Source organism: Variovorax sp. R-27 (assembly GCF_049913215.1).
In the GTDB taxonomy this organism is placed as follows: domain Bacteria; phylum Pseudomonadota; class Gammaproteobacteria; order Burkholderiales; family Burkholderiaceae_C; genus Variovorax.
In genome coordinates this window covers 6348131-6365408 of the sequence record NZ_CP183984.1, presented here as the reverse complement: position 1 = coordinate 6365408, position 17278 = coordinate 6348131, and the positions used below count along the sequence as shown (strand labels likewise).

20 protein-coding genes are annotated in these 17278 nt (G+C 64.8%); 17 read left to right on the top strand and 3 right to left on the bottom strand.

Annotated elements, in window-relative coordinates:
* Positions 1-5: 5 nt before the first annotated feature.
* Genes lipB through ACN9MV_RS29855 form a run of 3 tightly spaced genes read right to left on the bottom strand, consistent with a single transcriptional unit; the run spans position 6 to position 1931 of the window.
* Complete coding sequence (gene lipB, locus ACN9MV_RS29865; protein WP_093057741.1) at positions 6-701, bottom strand: lipoyl(octanoyl) transferase LipB; 696 nt, start codon at positions 699-701, stop codon at positions 6-8.
* Between the two features lie 31 nt (positions 702-732).
* Positions 733-1041: a YbeD family protein gene (locus ACN9MV_RS29860; RefSeq protein ID WP_093079048.1), complete on the bottom strand. Its 309-nt coding sequence runs from the start codon at positions 1039-1041 to the stop codon at positions 733-735.
* The gene (locus ACN9MV_RS29855) at positions 1038-1931 is read right to left on the bottom strand and encodes a D-amino acid aminotransferase (RefSeq protein WP_093079047.1); all 894 of its coding nucleotides are present in this window, start codon (positions 1929-1931) and stop codon (positions 1038-1040) included. The genes ACN9MV_RS29860 and ACN9MV_RS29855 overlap by 4 nt, the downstream gene beginning before the upstream one ends.
* Before the next feature lie 158 nt (positions 1932-2089).
* On the opposite strand from ACN9MV_RS29855, the gene ACN9MV_RS29850 reads away from it, so the two are divergent.
* The 17 genes from ACN9MV_RS29850 to ACN9MV_RS29770 all read left to right on the top strand — a co-directional run bounded on the left by ACN9MV_RS29850 (position 2090) and on the right by ACN9MV_RS29770 (position 17267).
* Positions 2090-2575, top strand: coding sequence for an ATP synthase subunit I (locus tag ACN9MV_RS29850; RefSeq protein WP_426390626.1), 486 nt, complete (start codon positions 2090-2092; stop codon positions 2573-2575).
* A 4-nt stretch (positions 2576-2579) separates the two neighbouring features.
* Complete coding sequence (gene atpB / locus ACN9MV_RS29845; protein ID WP_093057737.1) at positions 2580-3449, top strand: F0F1 ATP synthase subunit A; 870 nt, start codon at positions 2580-2582, stop codon at positions 3447-3449.
* Positions 3450-3509: 60 nt separating this feature from the next.
* A complete protein-coding gene (gene atpE / locus ACN9MV_RS29840; RefSeq protein WP_007830191.1) occupies positions 3510-3773 on the top strand; it encodes a F0F1 ATP synthase subunit C in 264 nt (87 codons plus the stop codon).
* Positions 3774-3861: 88 nt separating this feature from the next.
* Complete coding sequence (locus ACN9MV_RS29835) at positions 3862-4332, top strand: F0F1 ATP synthase subunit B (RefSeq protein ID WP_093057736.1); 471 nt, start codon at positions 3862-3864, stop codon at positions 4330-4332.
* 8 nt (positions 4333-4340) lie between these two features.
* Positions 4341-4871 carry a F0F1 ATP synthase subunit delta gene (locus tag ACN9MV_RS29830; protein ID WP_093057735.1) on the top strand — a complete coding sequence of 177 codons (531 nt, stop codon included), beginning with the start codon at positions 4341-4343 and terminating at the stop codon, positions 4869-4871.
* A 48-nt stretch (positions 4872-4919) separates the two neighbouring features.
* Positions 4920-6473 carry a F0F1 ATP synthase subunit alpha gene (atpA, locus tag ACN9MV_RS29825; protein WP_093057734.1) on the top strand — a complete coding sequence of 518 codons (1554 nt, stop codon included), beginning with the start codon at positions 4920-4922 and terminating at the stop codon, positions 6471-6473.
* Between the two features lie 33 nt (positions 6474-6506).
* Positions 6507-7382 (top strand): F0F1 ATP synthase subunit gamma, encoded by an 876-nt coding sequence (gene atpG, locus ACN9MV_RS29820; RefSeq protein WP_093057733.1) that lies wholly within the window; start codon positions 6507-6509, stop codon positions 7380-7382.
* Between the two features lie 90 nt (positions 7383-7472).
* Positions 7473-7859: a hypothetical protein gene (locus ACN9MV_RS29815; protein WP_093057732.1), complete on the top strand. Its 387-nt coding sequence runs from the start codon at positions 7473-7475 to the stop codon at positions 7857-7859.
* A gap of 137 nt (positions 7860-7996) precedes the next feature.
* Positions 7997-9397 (top strand): F0F1 ATP synthase subunit beta, encoded by a 1401-nt coding sequence (atpD, locus tag ACN9MV_RS29810; protein WP_093057731.1) that lies wholly within the window; start codon positions 7997-7999, stop codon positions 9395-9397.
* Between the two features lie 18 nt (positions 9398-9415).
* The gene (locus tag ACN9MV_RS29805; RefSeq protein ID WP_093057730.1) at positions 9416-9835 is read left to right on the top strand and encodes a F0F1 ATP synthase subunit epsilon; all 420 of its coding nucleotides are present in this window, start codon (positions 9416-9418) and stop codon (positions 9833-9835) included.
* Positions 9836-10065: 230 nt separating this feature from the next.
* Complete coding sequence (locus ACN9MV_RS29800; RefSeq protein WP_093079044.1) at positions 10066-11235, top strand: ROK family protein; 1170 nt, start codon at positions 10066-10068, stop codon at positions 11233-11235.
* Complete coding sequence (locus tag ACN9MV_RS29795) at positions 11232-12770, top strand: sugar ABC transporter ATP-binding protein (RefSeq protein ID WP_426390625.1); 1539 nt, start codon at positions 11232-11234, stop codon at positions 12768-12770. The genes ACN9MV_RS29800 and ACN9MV_RS29795 overlap by 4 nt, the downstream gene beginning before the upstream one ends.
* On the top strand, positions 12733-13764 hold the full coding sequence (locus ACN9MV_RS29790) for an ABC transporter permease (RefSeq protein WP_426390624.1): 1032 nt from the start codon (positions 12733-12735) through the stop codon (positions 13762-13764). Before ACN9MV_RS29795 ends, ACN9MV_RS29790 begins: the two co-directional genes overlap by 38 nt.
* Before the next feature lie 43 nt (positions 13765-13807).
* The gene (locus ACN9MV_RS29785) at positions 13808-14770 is read left to right on the top strand and encodes a substrate-binding domain-containing protein (protein ID WP_093057726.1); all 963 of its coding nucleotides are present in this window, start codon (positions 13808-13810) and stop codon (positions 14768-14770) included.
* A 37-nt stretch (positions 14771-14807) separates the two neighbouring features.
* A complete protein-coding gene (locus ACN9MV_RS29780; RefSeq protein WP_426393213.1) occupies positions 14808-15935 on the top strand; it encodes a Gfo/Idh/MocA family protein in 1128 nt (375 codons plus the stop codon).
* Between the two features lie 25 nt (positions 15936-15960).
* A complete protein-coding gene (locus ACN9MV_RS29775) occupies positions 15961-16668 on the top strand; it encodes a phosphatase PAP2 family protein (RefSeq protein WP_307617324.1) in 708 nt (235 codons plus the stop codon).
* Between the two features lie 77 nt (positions 16669-16745).
* Complete coding sequence (locus ACN9MV_RS29770; RefSeq protein WP_426390623.1) at positions 16746-17267, top strand: DUF3617 domain-containing protein; 522 nt, start codon at positions 16746-16748, stop codon at positions 17265-17267.
* Positions 17268-17278: the final 11 nt, after the last annotated feature.

Here is a 17278-nt window from a genome sequence, read left to right as displayed (position 1 = left end):
GTGTGTCAAGGCGCCAGGAAAGTGGAGAGCTTCTGGCTCAGCACCGTGGCGGCTTCTTCCCATGTGGTTTGGATGCCGATTGTAGAAAGGTCGACCGTTTGCAGCCCTGCATAGCCGCAAGGGTTGATGCGGGAGAAGGGTTCGAGGTCCATCTGTACGTTGAGCGCCACGCCGTGGTAGGTGGCGTGGCGGCTCACCTTGATGCCCAGCGCGGCGATCTTTCCGAGGCCGCGGAACGGGTCGGCGGCGGGCATCGGGCCGGTCAGCGCGGCGTGCGAGAACGGGTCGTCCAGGCGCACGTAGATGCCCGGCGCGCCGGGCACGCGGTGGCCGGTCACGCCGAAATGGGCGAGCGTGCGCAGCACCGATTCCTCGATGCGGTAGACGTATTCCTTGACGAAGTAGCCCGCCCGGCGCAGGTCGATCAGCGGGTAGGCCACGACCTGGCCGGGACCGTGGAAGGTGACCTGGCCACCGCGGTCGGTCTGCACGATGGGGATCGCGCCAGGGTTCAGGATGTGGTCCTGCTTGCCCGCGATGCCTTGCGTGAACACCGGAGCGTGCTCGCAAATCCATAGCGCATCGGGTGTGTCGGGCGTGCGTTCCAGCGTGAACTGCTTCATTGCTGCGAAGGTATCGGCGTAGTCGACGCGGCCCAGAGGGTGCAGCTCGATGGCGGGGACGGTGGCGGTGTCTGTCATGGCATGGTCCGCCGCGCGGGCCGCTTGTGGGTCAAAGCACGACCTTGACCATCGGGTGCGCGGACAGCGCGCGATACAGGTCGTCGAGCTGTTCGCGGCTGGTGGCCGTGACGGTGATGGTCACGCCGAGGTAGTTGCCGGCCTTGCTGTCGCGCAGCTCGACGGTGGTGGCGTCGAAGGTCGGGTCGAATTGCTCGGCGATCTGCGTGACGGCATGCACGAAGCCGTCGACCTTGGCGCCCATCACCTTGATCGGAAACTGCGAGGGGTACTCGATCAGCGACTCCTTGCGCGGGTCGGGGATCGCGTTGGTGTCGGTGGTAGTCGTGTTGTCGGTCATGCCAGGGCTCCGTGCTTCTGTGCGTTGTGTTGCTTGGCCTGCTGGTAGGCCGCGTACAAGCTCTTGTAGATGGGGCCGGGGCGGCCGTTGCCAATAGGTTGGCCGTCGAGCGTGACGACGGGCAGCAGCTCCTTGCTGGCCGAGGAGATCAGCAACTCGTCGGCGGCGAACACCTCTTCGCGCGAGATGGGGCGCAGCGCAAAGGGAATGCCATGCGCCTTGCACAGGCGTTCGAACAGGCTGTAGCGGATGCCGGTCAGCACGAGGTTGTTCTTGGGCGGGCCCATCAGCTTGCCGTCCTTCACGATCCACACATTGCTCGACGAGGCTTCGCTGAGCCATTCGTCGCGGAACATGATGGTCTCGGCCGCACCGGCTTCCACGCTGATCTGCCGCGCGAGCACGGCGCCCAGCAGGCTGGTGCTCTTGATGTGGGCCTTCTGCCAGCGGAAGTCGGCCGCGGTGACGCAGGCCACGCCCTTGGCGCGGATGGCGTCGGAGATGGGCGGCAGCGGGTTCACCATCACGAACACCGTCGGGCGCAGGCCGCGCACCATCGCGTGGTCGCGTGGTGCCACGCCGCGCGTCACCTGAAAGTACACTGACTGGGGTTCGTCGCCGCCGGGCTCGACCAGCCGCATCACGATCTCGCGCCATTGCTCGAGCGAAAGCGGGTTCTCTATTTGCAGCTCGGCGAGCGAGCGGTCGAGGCGGGCCATGTGCTCCTCGAAGCAGAAGGGCTGGCCGAAGTAGACGGGGACGTATTCGTAGATGCCGTCGCCGAAAATGAAGCCACGGTCGAGGACGCTGATCTTCGCGTCGCGCAGGGCGGTGTACTCGCCGTCGAGGTAACAAAGCGTGGCAGGCAGGGCGTCGGTGATAGGGTGCATGAAGGAATTATGGTTGTGCGCGCCGCGTCGGGTTCGCGTCAGGGAATGCAGCGTCGATTTGCATGCGCGACAGCGCGGGGTGGCGGGACCGGCTGGGTTTTTACTTATAATCAATGGCTTTGTAGAAATTCTGGGTCGTCATCCGGGCTTCATTCGAAATGAAAACAATCGCCCGTCAAGACTCGGAGGTCGCTGAAGACCTCGATGCAGAATTCAAGCCGTTGACCGCCGATGAGGCGCGTGAACTGCGAGCAAAGAACCCTTCGGTCTCCCCATGGCGGGTGATCGCGGGTCAGTTGGTTGTCGGTCTGGTGGTGGCTCTGGCCGCCTGGGGACTGACGGGGAGGCAAAATCTGGGTTGGTCCGCCGCTTACGGTGCGATCGCGGTGGTTGTTCCATCGGCGGTTTTCGCACGCGGGCTGACCGGTCGGTTTTCTTCCTTGAATCCGGGCGCTGCGGTGTTCGGATTCTTCCTGTGGGAAATGGTCAAGATGGCCTTGTCCGTGGCGATGCTGATCGCCGCGCCAAGGCTGATAACGGCGCTGAGCTGGCCAGCAATGCTGATCGGCCTGGTGGTGACAATGAAGGCGGCCTGGTTGGCGGTGATGTTCTCGCCCCGGCGCCGGCAACAGAGAGACGAGTAACGGAATGGCTGCTGAAAACGCTGCGGAACATGGTCAGACCGCGGGTGAATACATCGTTCACCACTTGACGCACCTGCAAAGCTCCAAGCCCGGAGGTGTTGCTGACTTCTCGGTTTTCAATTTCGACTCGCTCTTTTTCTCGATCACGCTCGGCATCCTGGGTTGCTGGCTGCTCTGGCTGGCTGCCCGCAAGGCCACTTCGGGTGTTCCCGGCCGTTTTCAAGCGGCTGTCGAACTGCTCGTCGAAATGGTCGACCAGCAGGCCAAGGGCATCGTCCACAACGCCACGAGCCGCAAGTTCGTCGCACCGCTGGCCCTCACGATCTTCGTGTGGATCTTCCTGCTGAACGCAATGGACCTGTTCCCGGTCGATTTGTTCCCGGCAATCTGGGCCAAGATCTTCCACATCGCCGGCGAAGACCCGCACCACGCCTACCTGCGCGTCGTGCCCACCGCCGACCTCTCGGTGACCATGGGCATGTCGGTGGCAGTGCTGCTGATCTGCATCTACTACAACATCAAGATCAAGGGCGCCGGCGGCTGGATCCACGAGCTGTTCACCGCACCCTTCGGCAACCACTGGGCGCTGTACCCCTTCAACTTCGCCATGCAGATGATCGAGTTCGTCGCCAAGACGGTCTCGCACGGCATGCGGTTGTTCGGCAACATGTACGCCGGTGAACTGATCTTCCTGCTGATCGCCCTGATGGGCGGTGCCTGGTCCATGTCGGCCACCGGCATCGGCCTGGCCATCGGCCACATCATCGCGGGCACGGCCTGGGCCATCTTCCACATCCTGATCATCACGCTGCAAGCCTTCGTGTTCATGATGCTGACGCTGGTCTACATCGGCCAGGCCCACGATCACCACTGATCATCAGTTTTCGTTTCTGTTTTTTGTTTTCTCTTCAACCAAAGTCCTCTAGGAGTCATCATGGAAGTTATTAGCTTTGTTGCACTGGCCGCCGGCCTGATCATCGGTCTGGGCGCTGTGGGCGCATGTATCGGCATCGGCATCATGGGCAGCAAGTACCTCGAGTCGGCCGCACGTCAGCCTGAGCTCATGGGTGAACTTCAAACCAAGATGTTCCTGCTGGCTGGTCTGATCGACGCCGCTTTCATTATCGGCACCGGTATCGCTCTGTGGTTCGCAACGGCCAACCCGTTCCTGGCTCAGATCGCCAACCTGCCGAAGTAAGTCTTTCTCGTCGGACCTGCGTCGTCGTTCCCTAGTCCTCTGGCGTCTAGCGAATGGCTTCGATTCAATCCCAAAGAGAGGGTGAAAAGTGAGCATTACCGGTACCCTGATCGTTCAGATGATCGTGTTCCTGATCCTGGTCGGGTTCACGATGAAGTACGTGTGGCCGCCGATCGCGAAAGCGCTGGACGACCGCGCTGCGAAGATCGCCGAAGGCCTCGCTGCCGCCGACAAGGCCAAGTCCGAGCTGTCCGCCGCCAACAAGCGCGTGGAAGCCGAGCTGGGTCAGGCGCGCAACGAGTCCGCACAACGTCTTGCCGACGCCGAACGTCGCGCCCAGGCCATCGTTGAAGAGGCCAAGGCCCGCGCGACCGAGGAAGGCAACAAGATCGTTGCAGCCGCACGCGTCGAAGCCGACCAGCAGGCACTGAAGGCCCGTGAAGCACTGCGCGAGCAGGTTGCCGCACTGGCCGTCAAGGGCGCAGAGCAGATTCTGCGCAAGGAAGTGAATGCAGGCGTTCACGCCGATTTGCTCGCCCGTCTGCAGACCGAACTCTGATAGAAGCCATGGCAGAACTCGCCACCATTGCACGCCCCTACGCCGAGGCGCTCTTCAAGGCGTCGTCGTCCGACGTCGCCGGAACCAGCGCCTGGCTCGAAAAGATTGCCGCCATCGCGGCCGATCCGGAGCTCCAGCAGTTCGCCGACAACCCGAAGGCCACGGCCGAACAGGTGATCGGCGTGGTCGCCGGTGCATTCGGTGCACCGTTGGCCGCTCATGCCCAGAACTTCCTGGGTGCGCTCCTCGAGAACGGGCGCTTTTCGGTGCTGCCGGAAATTGCGAAGCAGTTCCGGGCACTGGCCAACGCGAAGAGCGGTTCGTCCGACGCCGTGGTCTACAGCGCCTTCCCGATCGACGGCGCTGCGCTGGCCAATGTGTCGGCCGCGCTCGAAAAGCGTTTCGGTCGCAAGCTCCAGGTCACGGTCCAGCAAGAGCCGGAACTGATCGGCGGCATTCGTGTGGTGGTCGGCGACGAGGTGCTCGACACCTCCGTCAAAGCGCGCCTTGAACAAATGAAAGTTGCGCTGGCAGCCTGACGGTTTCCAGCCCTCTACTTGTAGCCTCAAAGAAAGAAGGAAAGAGTCATGCAACTCAATCCCGCAGAAATTTCCGAACTGATCAAGAGCCGCATCGAGGGCCTCGGGGTCAGCGCCAACATCCGTAACGAAGGCACCGTGGTGTCGGTGACGGACGGCATCGTGCGCGTGCACGGCCTGTCCGACGCGATGCAGGGCGAAATGCTCGAATTCCCGCCCACGGCAGACGGCACGCCGTCGTTCGGCCTGGCGCTGAACCTCGAGCGCGACTCGGTCGGCGCCGTGATTCTGGGCGAGTACGAGCACATCTCAGAAGGCGACACCGTCAAGTGCACGGGCCGCATCCTGGAAGTGCCCGTGGGCCCCGAGCTCATCGGCCGCGTGGTGAACGCACTGGGCCAGCCCATCGACGGCAAGGGTCCGATCAACGCCAAGATGACCGACGTGATCGAAAAGGTCGCACCGGGCGTGATCGCCCGCAAGTCGGTCGACCAGCCGATGCAGACCGGCCTGAAGTCCATCGACTCGATGGTGCCCGTCGGCCGTGGCCAGCGCGAGCTGATCATCGGCGACCGCCAGACCGGCAAGACGGCAGTGGCCATCGACGCGATCATCAACCAGAAGGGTCAGAACATGACCTGCGTCTATGTTGCGATCGGCCAGAAGGCTTCGTCGATCAAGAACGTGGTGCGCGCACTGGAACAAGCCGGTGCCATGGACTACACCATCGTGGTTGCGGCTTCCGCTTCGGAATCGGCTGCCATGCAGTACGTGTCGGCCTACTCGGGCTGCACGATGGGCGAATATTTCCGCGACCGCGGCGAAGACGCCCTGATCGTCTATGACGACCTGTCCAAGCAGGCCGTTGCCTACCGCCAGGTCTCGCTGCTGCTGCGCCGCCCGCCGGGCCGCGAAGCCTACCCCGGCGACGTGTTCTATCTCCACAGCCGTCTGCTCGAGCGCGCAGCCCGCGTGAACGCCGACTACGTCGAAGCCTTCACCAAGGGTGAAGTCAAGGGCAAGACCGGTTCGCTGACCGCACTGCCGATCATCGAAACGCAAGCCGGCGACGTGTCCGCTTTCGTGCCGACCAACGTGATCTCGATCACCGACGGCCAGATCTTCCTGGAAACCAACCTGTTCAACGCAGGTATCCGCCCCGCCATCAACGCCGGTATCTCGGTGTCGCGCGTGGGTTCGTCGGCTCAGACGAAGATCATCAAGGGCCTGTCCGGCGGTATCCGTACCGACTTGGCGCAGTACCGTGAACTGGCTGCGTTCGCGCAGTTCGCTTCCGACCTGGACGAAGCCACCCGCAAGCAGCTCGACCGCGGTGCCCGCGTGACCGAACTGCTGAAGCAGGCGCAGTACAGCCCGCTGCCGATCTCGCTGATGGGCGCGTCGCTGTTCGCCGTGAACAAGGGCTTCATGGACGACCTCGAAATCAAGAAGGTGCTGCCGTTCGAACATGGCCTGCACCAGTTCCTGAAGTCCAGCCACGCCCCGCTGCTCGACAAGATCGAGAAGGCCAAGGCGCTCGACAAGGAAGCGGAAGCCGAATTGCTGGCAGCCGTCACCGCGTTCAAGAAGTCGTTCGCCTGATCGACCCCTTGATCGACGCAAGAAGGAGCTCTCATGGCAGCTGGTAAGGAAATCCGCGGCAAGATCAAATCGGTGGAAAACACCAAGAAGATCACCAAGGCCATGGAAATGGTCTCGGTTTCCAAGATGCGCAAGGCGCAGGAACGCATGCGCGCCGCTCGCCCCTACAGCGAAAAGATCCGCAACATCGCAGCCAACCTCGGCAAGGCGAACCCGGAGTACACCCACGCGTTCATGAAGACGACCGATGCCAAGGGCGTCGGCTTCATCATCGTGACCAGCGACAAGGGCCTGTGCGGCGGCTTGAACACCAACCTGCTGCGTGCCGTCACCGGCAAGCTGCGCGAAGCGCAGGCAGCGGGCAACGTGGTCGAGTCGGTCGCCATCGGCAACAAGGGTCTGGGTTTCCTGAACCGCATCGGCGCCCGCGTGGTGGCCCATGTGACGCAGCTGGGCGACACGCCGCATCTGGACAAGCTCATCGGGCCGGTCAAGACGCTGCTGGACGCCTATGCCGAAGGCAAGCTGTCGGCGGTGTACCTGTGCTACACGAAGTTCATCAACACCATCAAGCAAGAGCCGATGGTGGAGCAACTGCTGCCGCTGAAGGCCGAGACGCTGCAAACCGAGTCGGGCCATCATTCGTGGGACTACATCTACGAACCCGACGCGCAAAGCGTGATCGACGAGCTGTTGGTGCGCTACGTGGAATCGCTGGTGTACCAGGCCGTGGCCGAAAACATGGCGTCCGAGCACTCGGCGCGCATGGTGGCCATGAAGGCTGCCACCGACAACGCGGGTAACGTGATCAGCGAACTGAAGCTGGTCTACAACAAGACCCGTCAGGCAGGCATCACCAAAGAGCTGTCCGAAATCGTGTCCGGCGCGGCCGCGGCCGCAGGCGTTTGATTGAAGCAATGCAACAGGCCGCGTTGCTGATCGGATGCGCTCTGCGCGCCCGGTAACCCAAGGCCTTTATTTAAGGGGACTCTGCGCAAAATGAAGAAGATTCTTGCTCTGGTGGCTATTGCTGCCGCTCTGACTGCTTGCTCCAAGAAGGAAGAGGCGCCCGCGCCTGCACCGGCTCCCGCTGCTGCACCCGCCGCTCCGGCTCCTGCCCCCGCTCCCGCAGCAGCGCCGGCTGCTCCCGCTGCAGCCCCGACGGCATCGGCCGCCGACCTGCCGCAGGAGTGCAACGACTACCTGGCCAAGGTGCAGACCTGCGTGGGTTCGCAAAGCGGCGCCGCTGCTGACGCGATGAAGGCCAGTCTCGACCAGACGAAGGCCACCTGGGCTTCGATGGGCGCCGACAAGGCCGCGTTGGGTCAGGCCTGCAAGGCTGCTTCGGACGCTTTCGCTGCGCAAGCGACGGCCATGAAGTGCTGATGAACTGACGAGAAGAAGTAGAGATTCAAGGGTGCCGGCCCGTCCGGCATTCTTGCAAAAGCGGCCCGTTTTGGCACCAGGACGCTTCTGCAAGAACCTGTCGCAAATTTATTGAGATCCATCCAGAAGGAAACGCCATGGCTGAAGGAAAAATTGTCCAATGTATCGGCGCCGTGGTCGACGTGGAGTTCCCGCGTGACCAGATGCCCAAGGTGTACGACGCCTTGAAATTCGAAGGCGGCGGGCTGACCCTCGAAGTTCAGCAGCTGCTCGGCGACGGCGTGGTGCGCACCATTGCACTGGGCTCGTCCGACGGCCTGCGCCGCGGCCTGATCGTGACCAACACCGGTGCACCCATCACCGTGCCGGTCGGCAAGGCCACGCTCGGCCGCATCATGGACGTGCTCGGCCGTCCGATCGACGAGCGCGGCGAAGTGGGCCAGGAGCTCACCGCTTCCATCCACCGCAAGGCTCCCGCGTACGACGAACTGTCGCCCTCGCAAGACCTGCTGGAAACCGGCATCAAGGTGATCGACCTGGTGTGCCCGTTCGCCAAGGGCGGCAAGGTGGGCCTGTTCGGCGGCGCCGGCGTGGGCAAGACCGTGAACATGATGGAACTCATCAACAACATCGCCAAGGCTCACTCGGGTCTGTCGGTGTTCGCCGGTGTGGGTGAACGTACTCGCGAAGGCAACGACTTCTATCACGAGATGGCCGACTCCGGCGTCGTGAACCTCGAGAAGCTCGAGGACTCGAAGGTGGCCATGGTCTACGGCCAGATGAACGAACCCCCGGGCAACCGTCTGCGCGTGGCGCTGACCGGCCTGACCATCGCCGAGTCGTTCCGCGACGAAGGCCGTGACGTTCTGTTCTTCGTGGACAACATCTACCGCTACACGCTGGCCGGTACCGAAGTGTCGGCTCTGCTGGGCCGCATGCCTTCCGCCGTGGGCTACCAGCCGACGCTGGCTGAAGAAATGGGCCGCCTGCAAGAGCGGATCACGTCGACCAAGGTCGGCTCGATCACCTCGATCCAGGCCGTGTACGTCCCCGCCGACGACTTGACCGACCCGTCGCCCGCCACCACCTTCGCTCACTTGGACTCGACCGTGGTGCTGTCGCGCGACATCGCCTCGCTCGGTATCTACCCCGCCGTGGACCCGCTGGACTCGACCTCGCGCCAGCTCGACCCGAACGTGGTCGGCGAAGAGCACTACAACGTGGCCCGCGCCGTGCAAGGCACGCTGCAGCGCTACAAGGAACTGCGCGACATCATCGCCATTCTGGGCATGGACGAACTGGCTCCCGACGACAAGCTGGCCGTGGCCCGCGCCCGGAAGATCCAGCGTTTCCTGTCGCAGCCGTTCCACGTGGCCGAAGTGTTCACGGGCTCGCCCGGCAAGTACGTGCCGCTGGCCGAAACCATCCGTGGTTTCAAGATGATCGTGAACGGCGAAGCCGACCACCTGCCGGAACAAGCGTTCTACATGGTGGGCACCATCGACGAAGCGTTCGAAAAAGCCAAGAAGGTCGCTTAAGGCGACATAGGAACTCAGATGGCAAACACCATTCACGTCGACGTGGTCAGCGCGGAAGAGTCGATCTTCTCGGGCGAAGCCAGGTTCGTCGCGCTGCCCGGTGAAGCCGGTGAGCTCGGCATCTATCCGCGCCACACTCCGCTGATCACGCGCATCCGCCCCGGCGCCGTGCGCATCGAAACGGCCGACGGCAAGGAAGAGTTCGTCTTCGTGGCCGGCGGCATTCTCGAAGTGCAGCCCAACGCCGTCACCGTGCTGTCCGACACCGCGATCCGCGGCAAGGACCTCGATGACGAGAAGGCCAACCAGGCCAAGGCCGCCGCCGAGGAAGCGCTGAAGAACGCGAAGAGCGACATCGACATCGCGATGGCGCAGTCCGAGCTGGCCGTGATGGCCGCCCAGATCGCGGCACTGCGCAAGTACCGCCAGAAGAAGTAATCGGTCTTCCCGATTGCTCCGACAAGAAGCCGCCTTCGGGCGGCTTTTTTGCGTCCGTACGCTTTCGCTCGATCATCTTTGGCTGAAACATGGTCGAAGTTCGGCCTTGTCTGGCTGAAGAGCGCCGCCTAGTATTCGCCTTCGTCCAGCAGCCGGGGCTGCGGGCGCAAAGCAAAAGAACACCGGAGACAAAGCGCGTGGCACCCTGGAGTGGCATCACTGCGGACGAGATGCGGCTGCTGGAAACGACCTTCTGGTCGGCCGGCGGCTCGCGCCACGCCATGGCCGAGCAACTCGGCTTTTCCAAGAGCAAAGCCAACGGGCTGATCGCCGGCCTCGTCGACCAGGGCCTGCTCGCCGAAGCCGGCCTGCAACGTTCCTCAGGCGGTCGCCGCGCGGAAAACCTCCAACTGCATGCCGGCCTTGGCGTGCTCGTCGGCATCGACATCGGCGCCACCAGCCTCGACGTGGCCGTGCTGCGGCCCGATCTCACCGTGCTCGCGCAACACGACGAACCCGCCGACGTGCGCGAAGGCCCCGCCGTGGTGCTGGCCCGCGTGCGCACGCTCATGCGTGAACTGCTGGCCCGCTGCAACGCGAGCGCCAAGGACGTGCTCGGCATCGGCATCGGCGTGCCCGGCCCCGTCAACTTCGAGATCGGCCAGCTCGTGAACCCGCCGCTGATGCCCGCGTGGGACAGCTTCTCCATCCGCGACTACCTGCGCGAGGACTACGCGGCGCCCGTCTTCGTCGACAACGACGTGAACCTCATGGCGCTCGGTGAGCTGTGGCGCCTCAAGCGCTCGCTGACCAACTTTCTCGTCATCAAGATCGGCACCGGCATCGGCTGCGGCATCGTCTGCCACGGCGAGGTGTACCGCGGCGCTGCAGGCTCGGCCGGTGACGTGGGCCACATCTGCGTCGACCAGGAAGGCCCCCGCTGCCACTGCGGCAACCTCGGCTGTGTCGAGGCCATGGCCGCCGGCCCCGCGATCACGCGCATGGCGATGCAGGCTGCGGAAGCCGGCGAGAGCGCGACGCTGGCCGAGTGCCTGCGCGTGCATGGGCGCATCGACGCCATCGATGTGGGCCAGGCCAGCCGCGGCGGCGACACGGCCGCCAACGCCATCATCCAGCGCGCGGGCAGCCTGATCGGGCAGATGCTCGCGTCGGTCGTCAACTTCTTCAATCCGTCGCATGTGTTCATCGGCGGCGGCATCACGCGCATCGGCCCGCTGTTTCTTGCGGCCGTGCGGCAGAGCGTGTACCAGCGCTCGTTGGCGCTCTCCACGCGGCACCTGGAGATTCAATACACGCCGCTGGGCATGCAGGGCGGCTTGATCGGCGCCGGCGTGCTCGCGATGCAAGAGACCCTGAAGGCCCGCGGAGTGGCGCCATGAACGCGGCCGAGAACATCAAGGGCAGCGTCGCTGTCGAGTTCGATGGCGTGGTCAAGGCATTCGGCCCCGTGCAGGTGCTGCACGGCGTGAGCTTTGCGCTCGCGCCCGGCCACGTCTACGGACTGCTCGGCGAGAACGGCGCGGGCAAGTCCACGCTGATGAAGATCCTGGCTGGCTACGAGACGCTGAGCGGAGGCACGCTGAGCGTCAACGGACAGCCGCAGCAGTTCGCGAGCTCGCGCGATGCCGAAGCACTGGGCATCGTGCTGATCCACCAGGAGTTCAATCTCGCCGAAGACCTGAGCGTGGCGCAGAACATCTTCCTCGGCCACGAGAAGAAAAAGGGCTGGCTGCTCGACGACGCCTCGATGGAACGCGACGCCGCCACCGCACTTGCAGCAGTGGGCCTGAACATCGACCCCCGCACCAAGGTGCGAAAGCTCATCGTCGCCGAGAAGCAGCTCGTCGAGATCGCGAAAGCCATCGCCCGCCGCGCGCGCCTGCTCATCATGGACGAGCCCACGGCCACTCTGACGCCGGGCGAGACCGAGCGCCTGTTCAAGCTCATCGCCCAGCTGCGCGCCGATGGCGTCACCATCGTCTATATCTCGCACAAGCTCGACGAAGTGGAGCAGGTGACGGACGAAGTCATCGTCATGCGCGACGGCCGCTTCGTCGCGCGTGCGCCGACGTCCGAGGTCACGCGCCAGCAGATGGCCAACCTCATGGTGGGCCGCGAACTGGCCGACCTCTACCCGCCGCGCGACGTGGTCGTCGCCGCCGACGCGCCCGCCATGCGCGTGCGCAACTTCTGCGTGCCCGGCTGGGCGCAGGACGCGAGCTTCGAAGTGCGCCCCGGCGAAATCCTCGGCTTCGCGGGCCTCGTCGGCGCGGGCCGCACCGAACTCTTCGAGGGCCTGCTAGGCCTGCGTCCCGCGAGCGGCAGCGTAGAGATGCTCGGCAAGCCCGTGCCCTACAACAAGGGCTGGCGCAACCCGCGCGATGCCGCGAAGCACGGCCTTACCTACCTCAGCGAAGACCGCAAGGGCAAGGGCCTGCACGTCAATTTCGGCCTGCGCCAGAACCTCACGCTGATGGCGCTCGAGCGCTACGCCCAGCCCTGGCTCAAGCCCGAGGCCGAACGCGGCGCCTTGGCCGAGGCGGTGAAGGACTACGGCATTCGCACCGGTTCGCTCGACGTGAAGGCATCGTCGCTGTCGGGCGGCAACCAGCAGAAGCTCGCGCTCGCCAAGGTGCTTCAGCCGCAGCCCAAGGTAGTGGTGCTCGACGAGCCCACGCGCGGCGTCGACGTGGGCGCCAAGCGCGACATCTATTTCCTGATCCAGCGACTCGCCCGCGAAGGGCTCGCGGTGATCGTCGTCTCGTCGGAGCTGATGGAGCTGATCGGCCTGTGCCACCGCGTCGCGGTGATGCGCGCGGGCCGTCTCGTTGCCACGCTCGACGCGGACCATCTGACTGAAGAGGAGCTCATCGCTCATGCCACCGGAACAGCCAACACCACCGCAGACGCTTGAAGCCGCGCAGCAGCAGCACCGCAGCGAGGCCAAGCCGGGCTGGGTACATCGCCTGCACGGGCTCGGCCCGGTCATCGGCCTCGTGCTGCTGTGCATTGCCGGCACGCTGCTGAACGGCGACTTCGCGACCCTCGACAACGCGATGAACGTGCTCACGCGCACGGCCTTCATCGGCATCATCGCGGTGGGCATGTGCTTCGTGATCATCTCCGGCGGCATCGACCTGTCGGTGGGCTCGATGGCCGCACTCATCGCGGGTAGCGTGATCATGTTCATCAACTGGGCCGGCCCGGCCTCGGGCTCGCCGCTGCTCGCGGTGGTGATGGGCGCTGTACTGGCGGTGGTGCTCGGTGCGGTGTTCGGGCTCGCGCATGGCCTGCTCATCACCAAGGGGCGCATCGAGCCCTTCATCGTGACGCTGGGCACGCTCGGCATCTTCCGCGCATACCTCACGTACTTTGCCGACGGCGGCGCGCTCACGCTCGACAACGACCTGTCGGACCTCTACGCGCCGGTGTACTACGCGAGCCTCGCGGGCATTCCGGTGCCGGTGTGGGTTTTCGTGATCGTCGCGGTCATCGGCGGCATCATCCTCAATCGCACAGCGTATGGGCGCTACGTGCAGGCCATCGGCTCGAACGAACAGGTGGCGCGCTACGCGGCAGTCGACGTCGACCGCGTGAAGATCCTCACCTACGTGCTGCTCGGCGTGTGCGTAGGCATTGCCACGCTGCTGTACGTGCCGCGCCTCGGCTCGGCCTCGCCGACCACCGGCCTGCTGTGGGAGCTCGAAGCCATTGCCGCGGTGATCGTCGGCGGCACCGCGCTCAAGGGCGGCGCGGGCAGCATCACCGGCACCGTGGTGGGCGCGATCCTGCTCTCGGTCATCAGCAACATCCTGAACCTCACCAGCATCATCAGCGTGTACCTGAACGCTGCGGTGCAGGGCTTCGTGATCATCATCGTCGCGTTCCTCCAGCGAGGCCGCCGCTAATCCCTTTCCCGTTCGTTCCATCAACCACAAGGAGACACCCAGCATGACGACTTTCACCCGACGCCTCGCACTCACGGCGGTTGCCGCCGCAGCGTTCGCCAGCCTGCCCGCGCTTGCCGCGGAAAAGGTCAACCTCGGCGTTTCGATTCCCGCGGCCACGCACAGCTTCATGGGCGGCATCAACTACTGGGCCAACCAGGCGAAGAAAGACCTGGAGAAGGAACACAAGGACCTGAAGATCACGATCAAGACGGCGGCCAACGCGCCCGAGCAGGCCAACCAGCTGCAAGACCTGTCGACCGTCACCAAGATCAACGCGCTGGTCGTGTTCCCTTTCGAATCCGCCGCGCTGACCAAGCCGGTTGCGCAGGTCAAGGCCAAGGGCGCCTATGTCACCGTGGTCGACCGCGGCCTCACCGACACCAGCGCACAGGATGCCTATGTGGCCGGCGACAACACGGCCTTCGGCAAGATCCCGGCCGAGTACATCGTGAAGCAGCTGGGCGGCAAGGGCAACGTGGTGGCGCTGCGCGGCATTGCGACCACGCTCGACAACGAACGCATGGACGCCTTCAACGCCGTGCTCAAGGGCAGCCCCGACATCAAGCTGCTCGACGCCAAGTACGCCAACTGGAACCGCGACGACGCCTTCAAGGTCACGCAGGACTACCTGACGCGCTTCAAGAGCATCGATGCCATCTGGGCAGCCGACGACGACATGGCCGTTGGCGTGCTGAAGGCCATCGAGCAAGCCAAGCGCGACGACATCAAGATCATCTTCGGCGGCGCGGGCGCCAAGGGCATGGTCAAGACCATCATGGACGGCAAGGACAAGCGCATCACCGCCGATGTGAGCTACTCGCCGAAGTTCATCTACGACGCGATCAAGCTGACGGCCGAGGCACGCCTGAAGGGCGAGAAGCTGCCGGCGACGACGATCATTCCTTCGGTGCTCATTACCAAGGAAAACGCGAAAGACTTCTACCACCCCAACTCGCCTTTCTAAGGTGACCGAGATCGCTTCACGCAAGCTCCGCTACGCCATGGTCGGCGGCGGCCGCGACGCCTTCATCGGCGGCGTGCACCGCAAGGCCATGGCGCTCGACGGCCAGATCGAACTCGTGGCCGGCGCGCTGTCGTCGAGCCCGGACAAGGCACGCGCCTCGGGCCGCGACCTCGGCCTGGCCGATGACCGCAACCACGGCGACTGGCAGGCGCTGCTGGCCGACGAGCTGAAGCGCCCGGAGGGCGAGCGCATCGACTTCGTGTCGATCGTCACGCCCAACCACGTGCACTTTCCGGTGGCGCAGGCCTTTGCCGAAGCGGGCTTCCATGTGGTCTGCGACAAGCCGCTGGTGCACACGCGCGAGCAGGCCGATGCGCTGGTCGCGACCGTGGCGAAGCAGGGCACGGTGTTCGGCGTCACCTACAACTACACCGGCTATCCGATGGTGCGGCAGGCGCGCGAGATGGTGCGCTCGGGCCAGATCGGCGAGGTGCGCAAGGTCGTCGTCGAATACAACCAGGGCTGGCTCGCAAGCCATGTCGAGGGCGGCACCAACAAGCAGGCCGACTGGCGCACCGACCCCGCACGCAGCGGCGCGGCCGGCGCCATCGGCGACATCGGCTCGCACGCCGAGAACCTCGTGGCCACTGTCACCGGCCTGCAGATCGAAAGCCTGTGCGCCGACCTCGGCGCGCTGGTGCCGGGCCGCATGCTCGACGACGACGGCAGCCTGCTGCTGCGTTTCAAGGGCGGCGCGCGCGGTGTGCTCATCGCTTCGCAGATCAACACCGGTCTGGAGAACGACCTGCGCCTGCGCGTATCGGGCACGCTGGGCACGCTCGAATGGCGCCAGGAGCAGCCGAGCCGGCTGGTGCACCTGCCGCATGACGGGCCCCTGCGCGTGCTGACGCGTGGCGCGGCGTGGCTGTGCGAATCGGCGCAGCGTGCGAGCCGGCTGCCGGCGGGGCATCCCGAAGGCTTCATCGAGGCCTTCGCCAACGTATACGCAGGCGTTGCTGCGGACATCCGCGCCCGGCTCGCGGGCCAGCCGGCCGATCCGCTGGATGCCGACTACCCGCGCGTGGAGGACGGCGCGCGTGGGGTGCGCTTCATCGAACGCACGGTGGCTTCGTCGAAAAGCGAATTAAAGTGGACGCCCTGGTAGCGCGCAGCGCGCTGCACAGGCCTCCATGACACCCTCCGCATCCGACGCTTCTTCCACTTCATCGGCAACGCAGCCCTGGCTCGCCGCCCTCTGGCGCCGCTGCATCACGCTGTTCCCCCTGAAGCTGGTCGGCAACACGGTCGCCACCCTCGGCTTCTTCCCGCTGTACTTCTGGATCATGAAGAACGCCGGCCAGGCCTGGGTGCTGCCGCTCACGCCCGTCGACCGGCTGATCGCCTTCTGGCCGGCGCTGCTGCCGGTGTACCTCTCGCTCTGGGGCTACATCGCGCTGCCGGTGCTGCTGGCCAAGGACAAGCGCGAGCTGCTGGGCTTCTCCTTCGGCTGCGCGGCCATGACGGCGCTGGCGCTGCTCGTGTTCTGGTTCATGCCCACGGCGATTCCCAACTTCGCGGTCGAGGCGGCCCCGGGCACCTCGCTGCAATTCCTCAAGATGGTCGATTCGGCCGGCAATGCCTTTCCCTCGCTGCACGTCTCGTTCTCGGTGTTCGCCTGCGTCATGCTGGCGCGGCAACTGCGCGATGTGGGGGCGCCGGTTTGGCTTCGCATCGTGAACGTGGCCTGGGCCGCGGGCATCGTCTATTCGACGATGGCGGTGCGCCAGCATGTGCTGATCGACGTGCTGGGTGGCCTCGCGCTGGGCGTGGCGCTCGGTGTCGGCACGCGGCAGCGCGGCCCGGTGCTCGCGCCGGCGCAGCAGGCGCGTCCGGCTTAGGCCGATTGCGCTATTCCGCCGCCGCGGTGCACGCGGTACAACCCGGGGATCGTCGTCCACCGATGCGGGAGCCCGTCATGAAGATCCGTTTGTCCGCCGCCGCTGCCTGCATGGCGGCCAGCGCCATCGCGTGTCCCGCGTTCGCGCTCGATTTCCCTTCGCGCAAGCCCGGCCTGTGGGAAATCCAGTCCGGAGACCCCACGGGCAAGGGCGCCGGCCACACCATGCAGCAGTGCATCGACGCGGCCAGCGACAAGGCCTTGCGCGACATGGGCCAGGGCATGGGCAAGGACATGTGCTCCAAGCAGGAGCTGCGCGCCGACGGCGGCAAGCTGGTGATGGACTCGGTCTGCAAGATCGGCAACACCGTCGCCACCTCGCATGCGGTGATGAGCGGCGACTTCAGCACCGCCTATCGCATGGAAAGCAAGTCGACCTACAACCCGCCGCTGATGGGCCGCGCCGAAGGCGCGAGCGTCATGGAAGCCAAGTGGATCGGCCCCTGCAAGGCCGGCCAGAAGCCGGGCGACATGGTCATGTCCAACGGCATGAAGATGAATGTGCTCGACATGATGAACAACCGGCCCAAGAAGCCGTAGCCTGTCGCGAA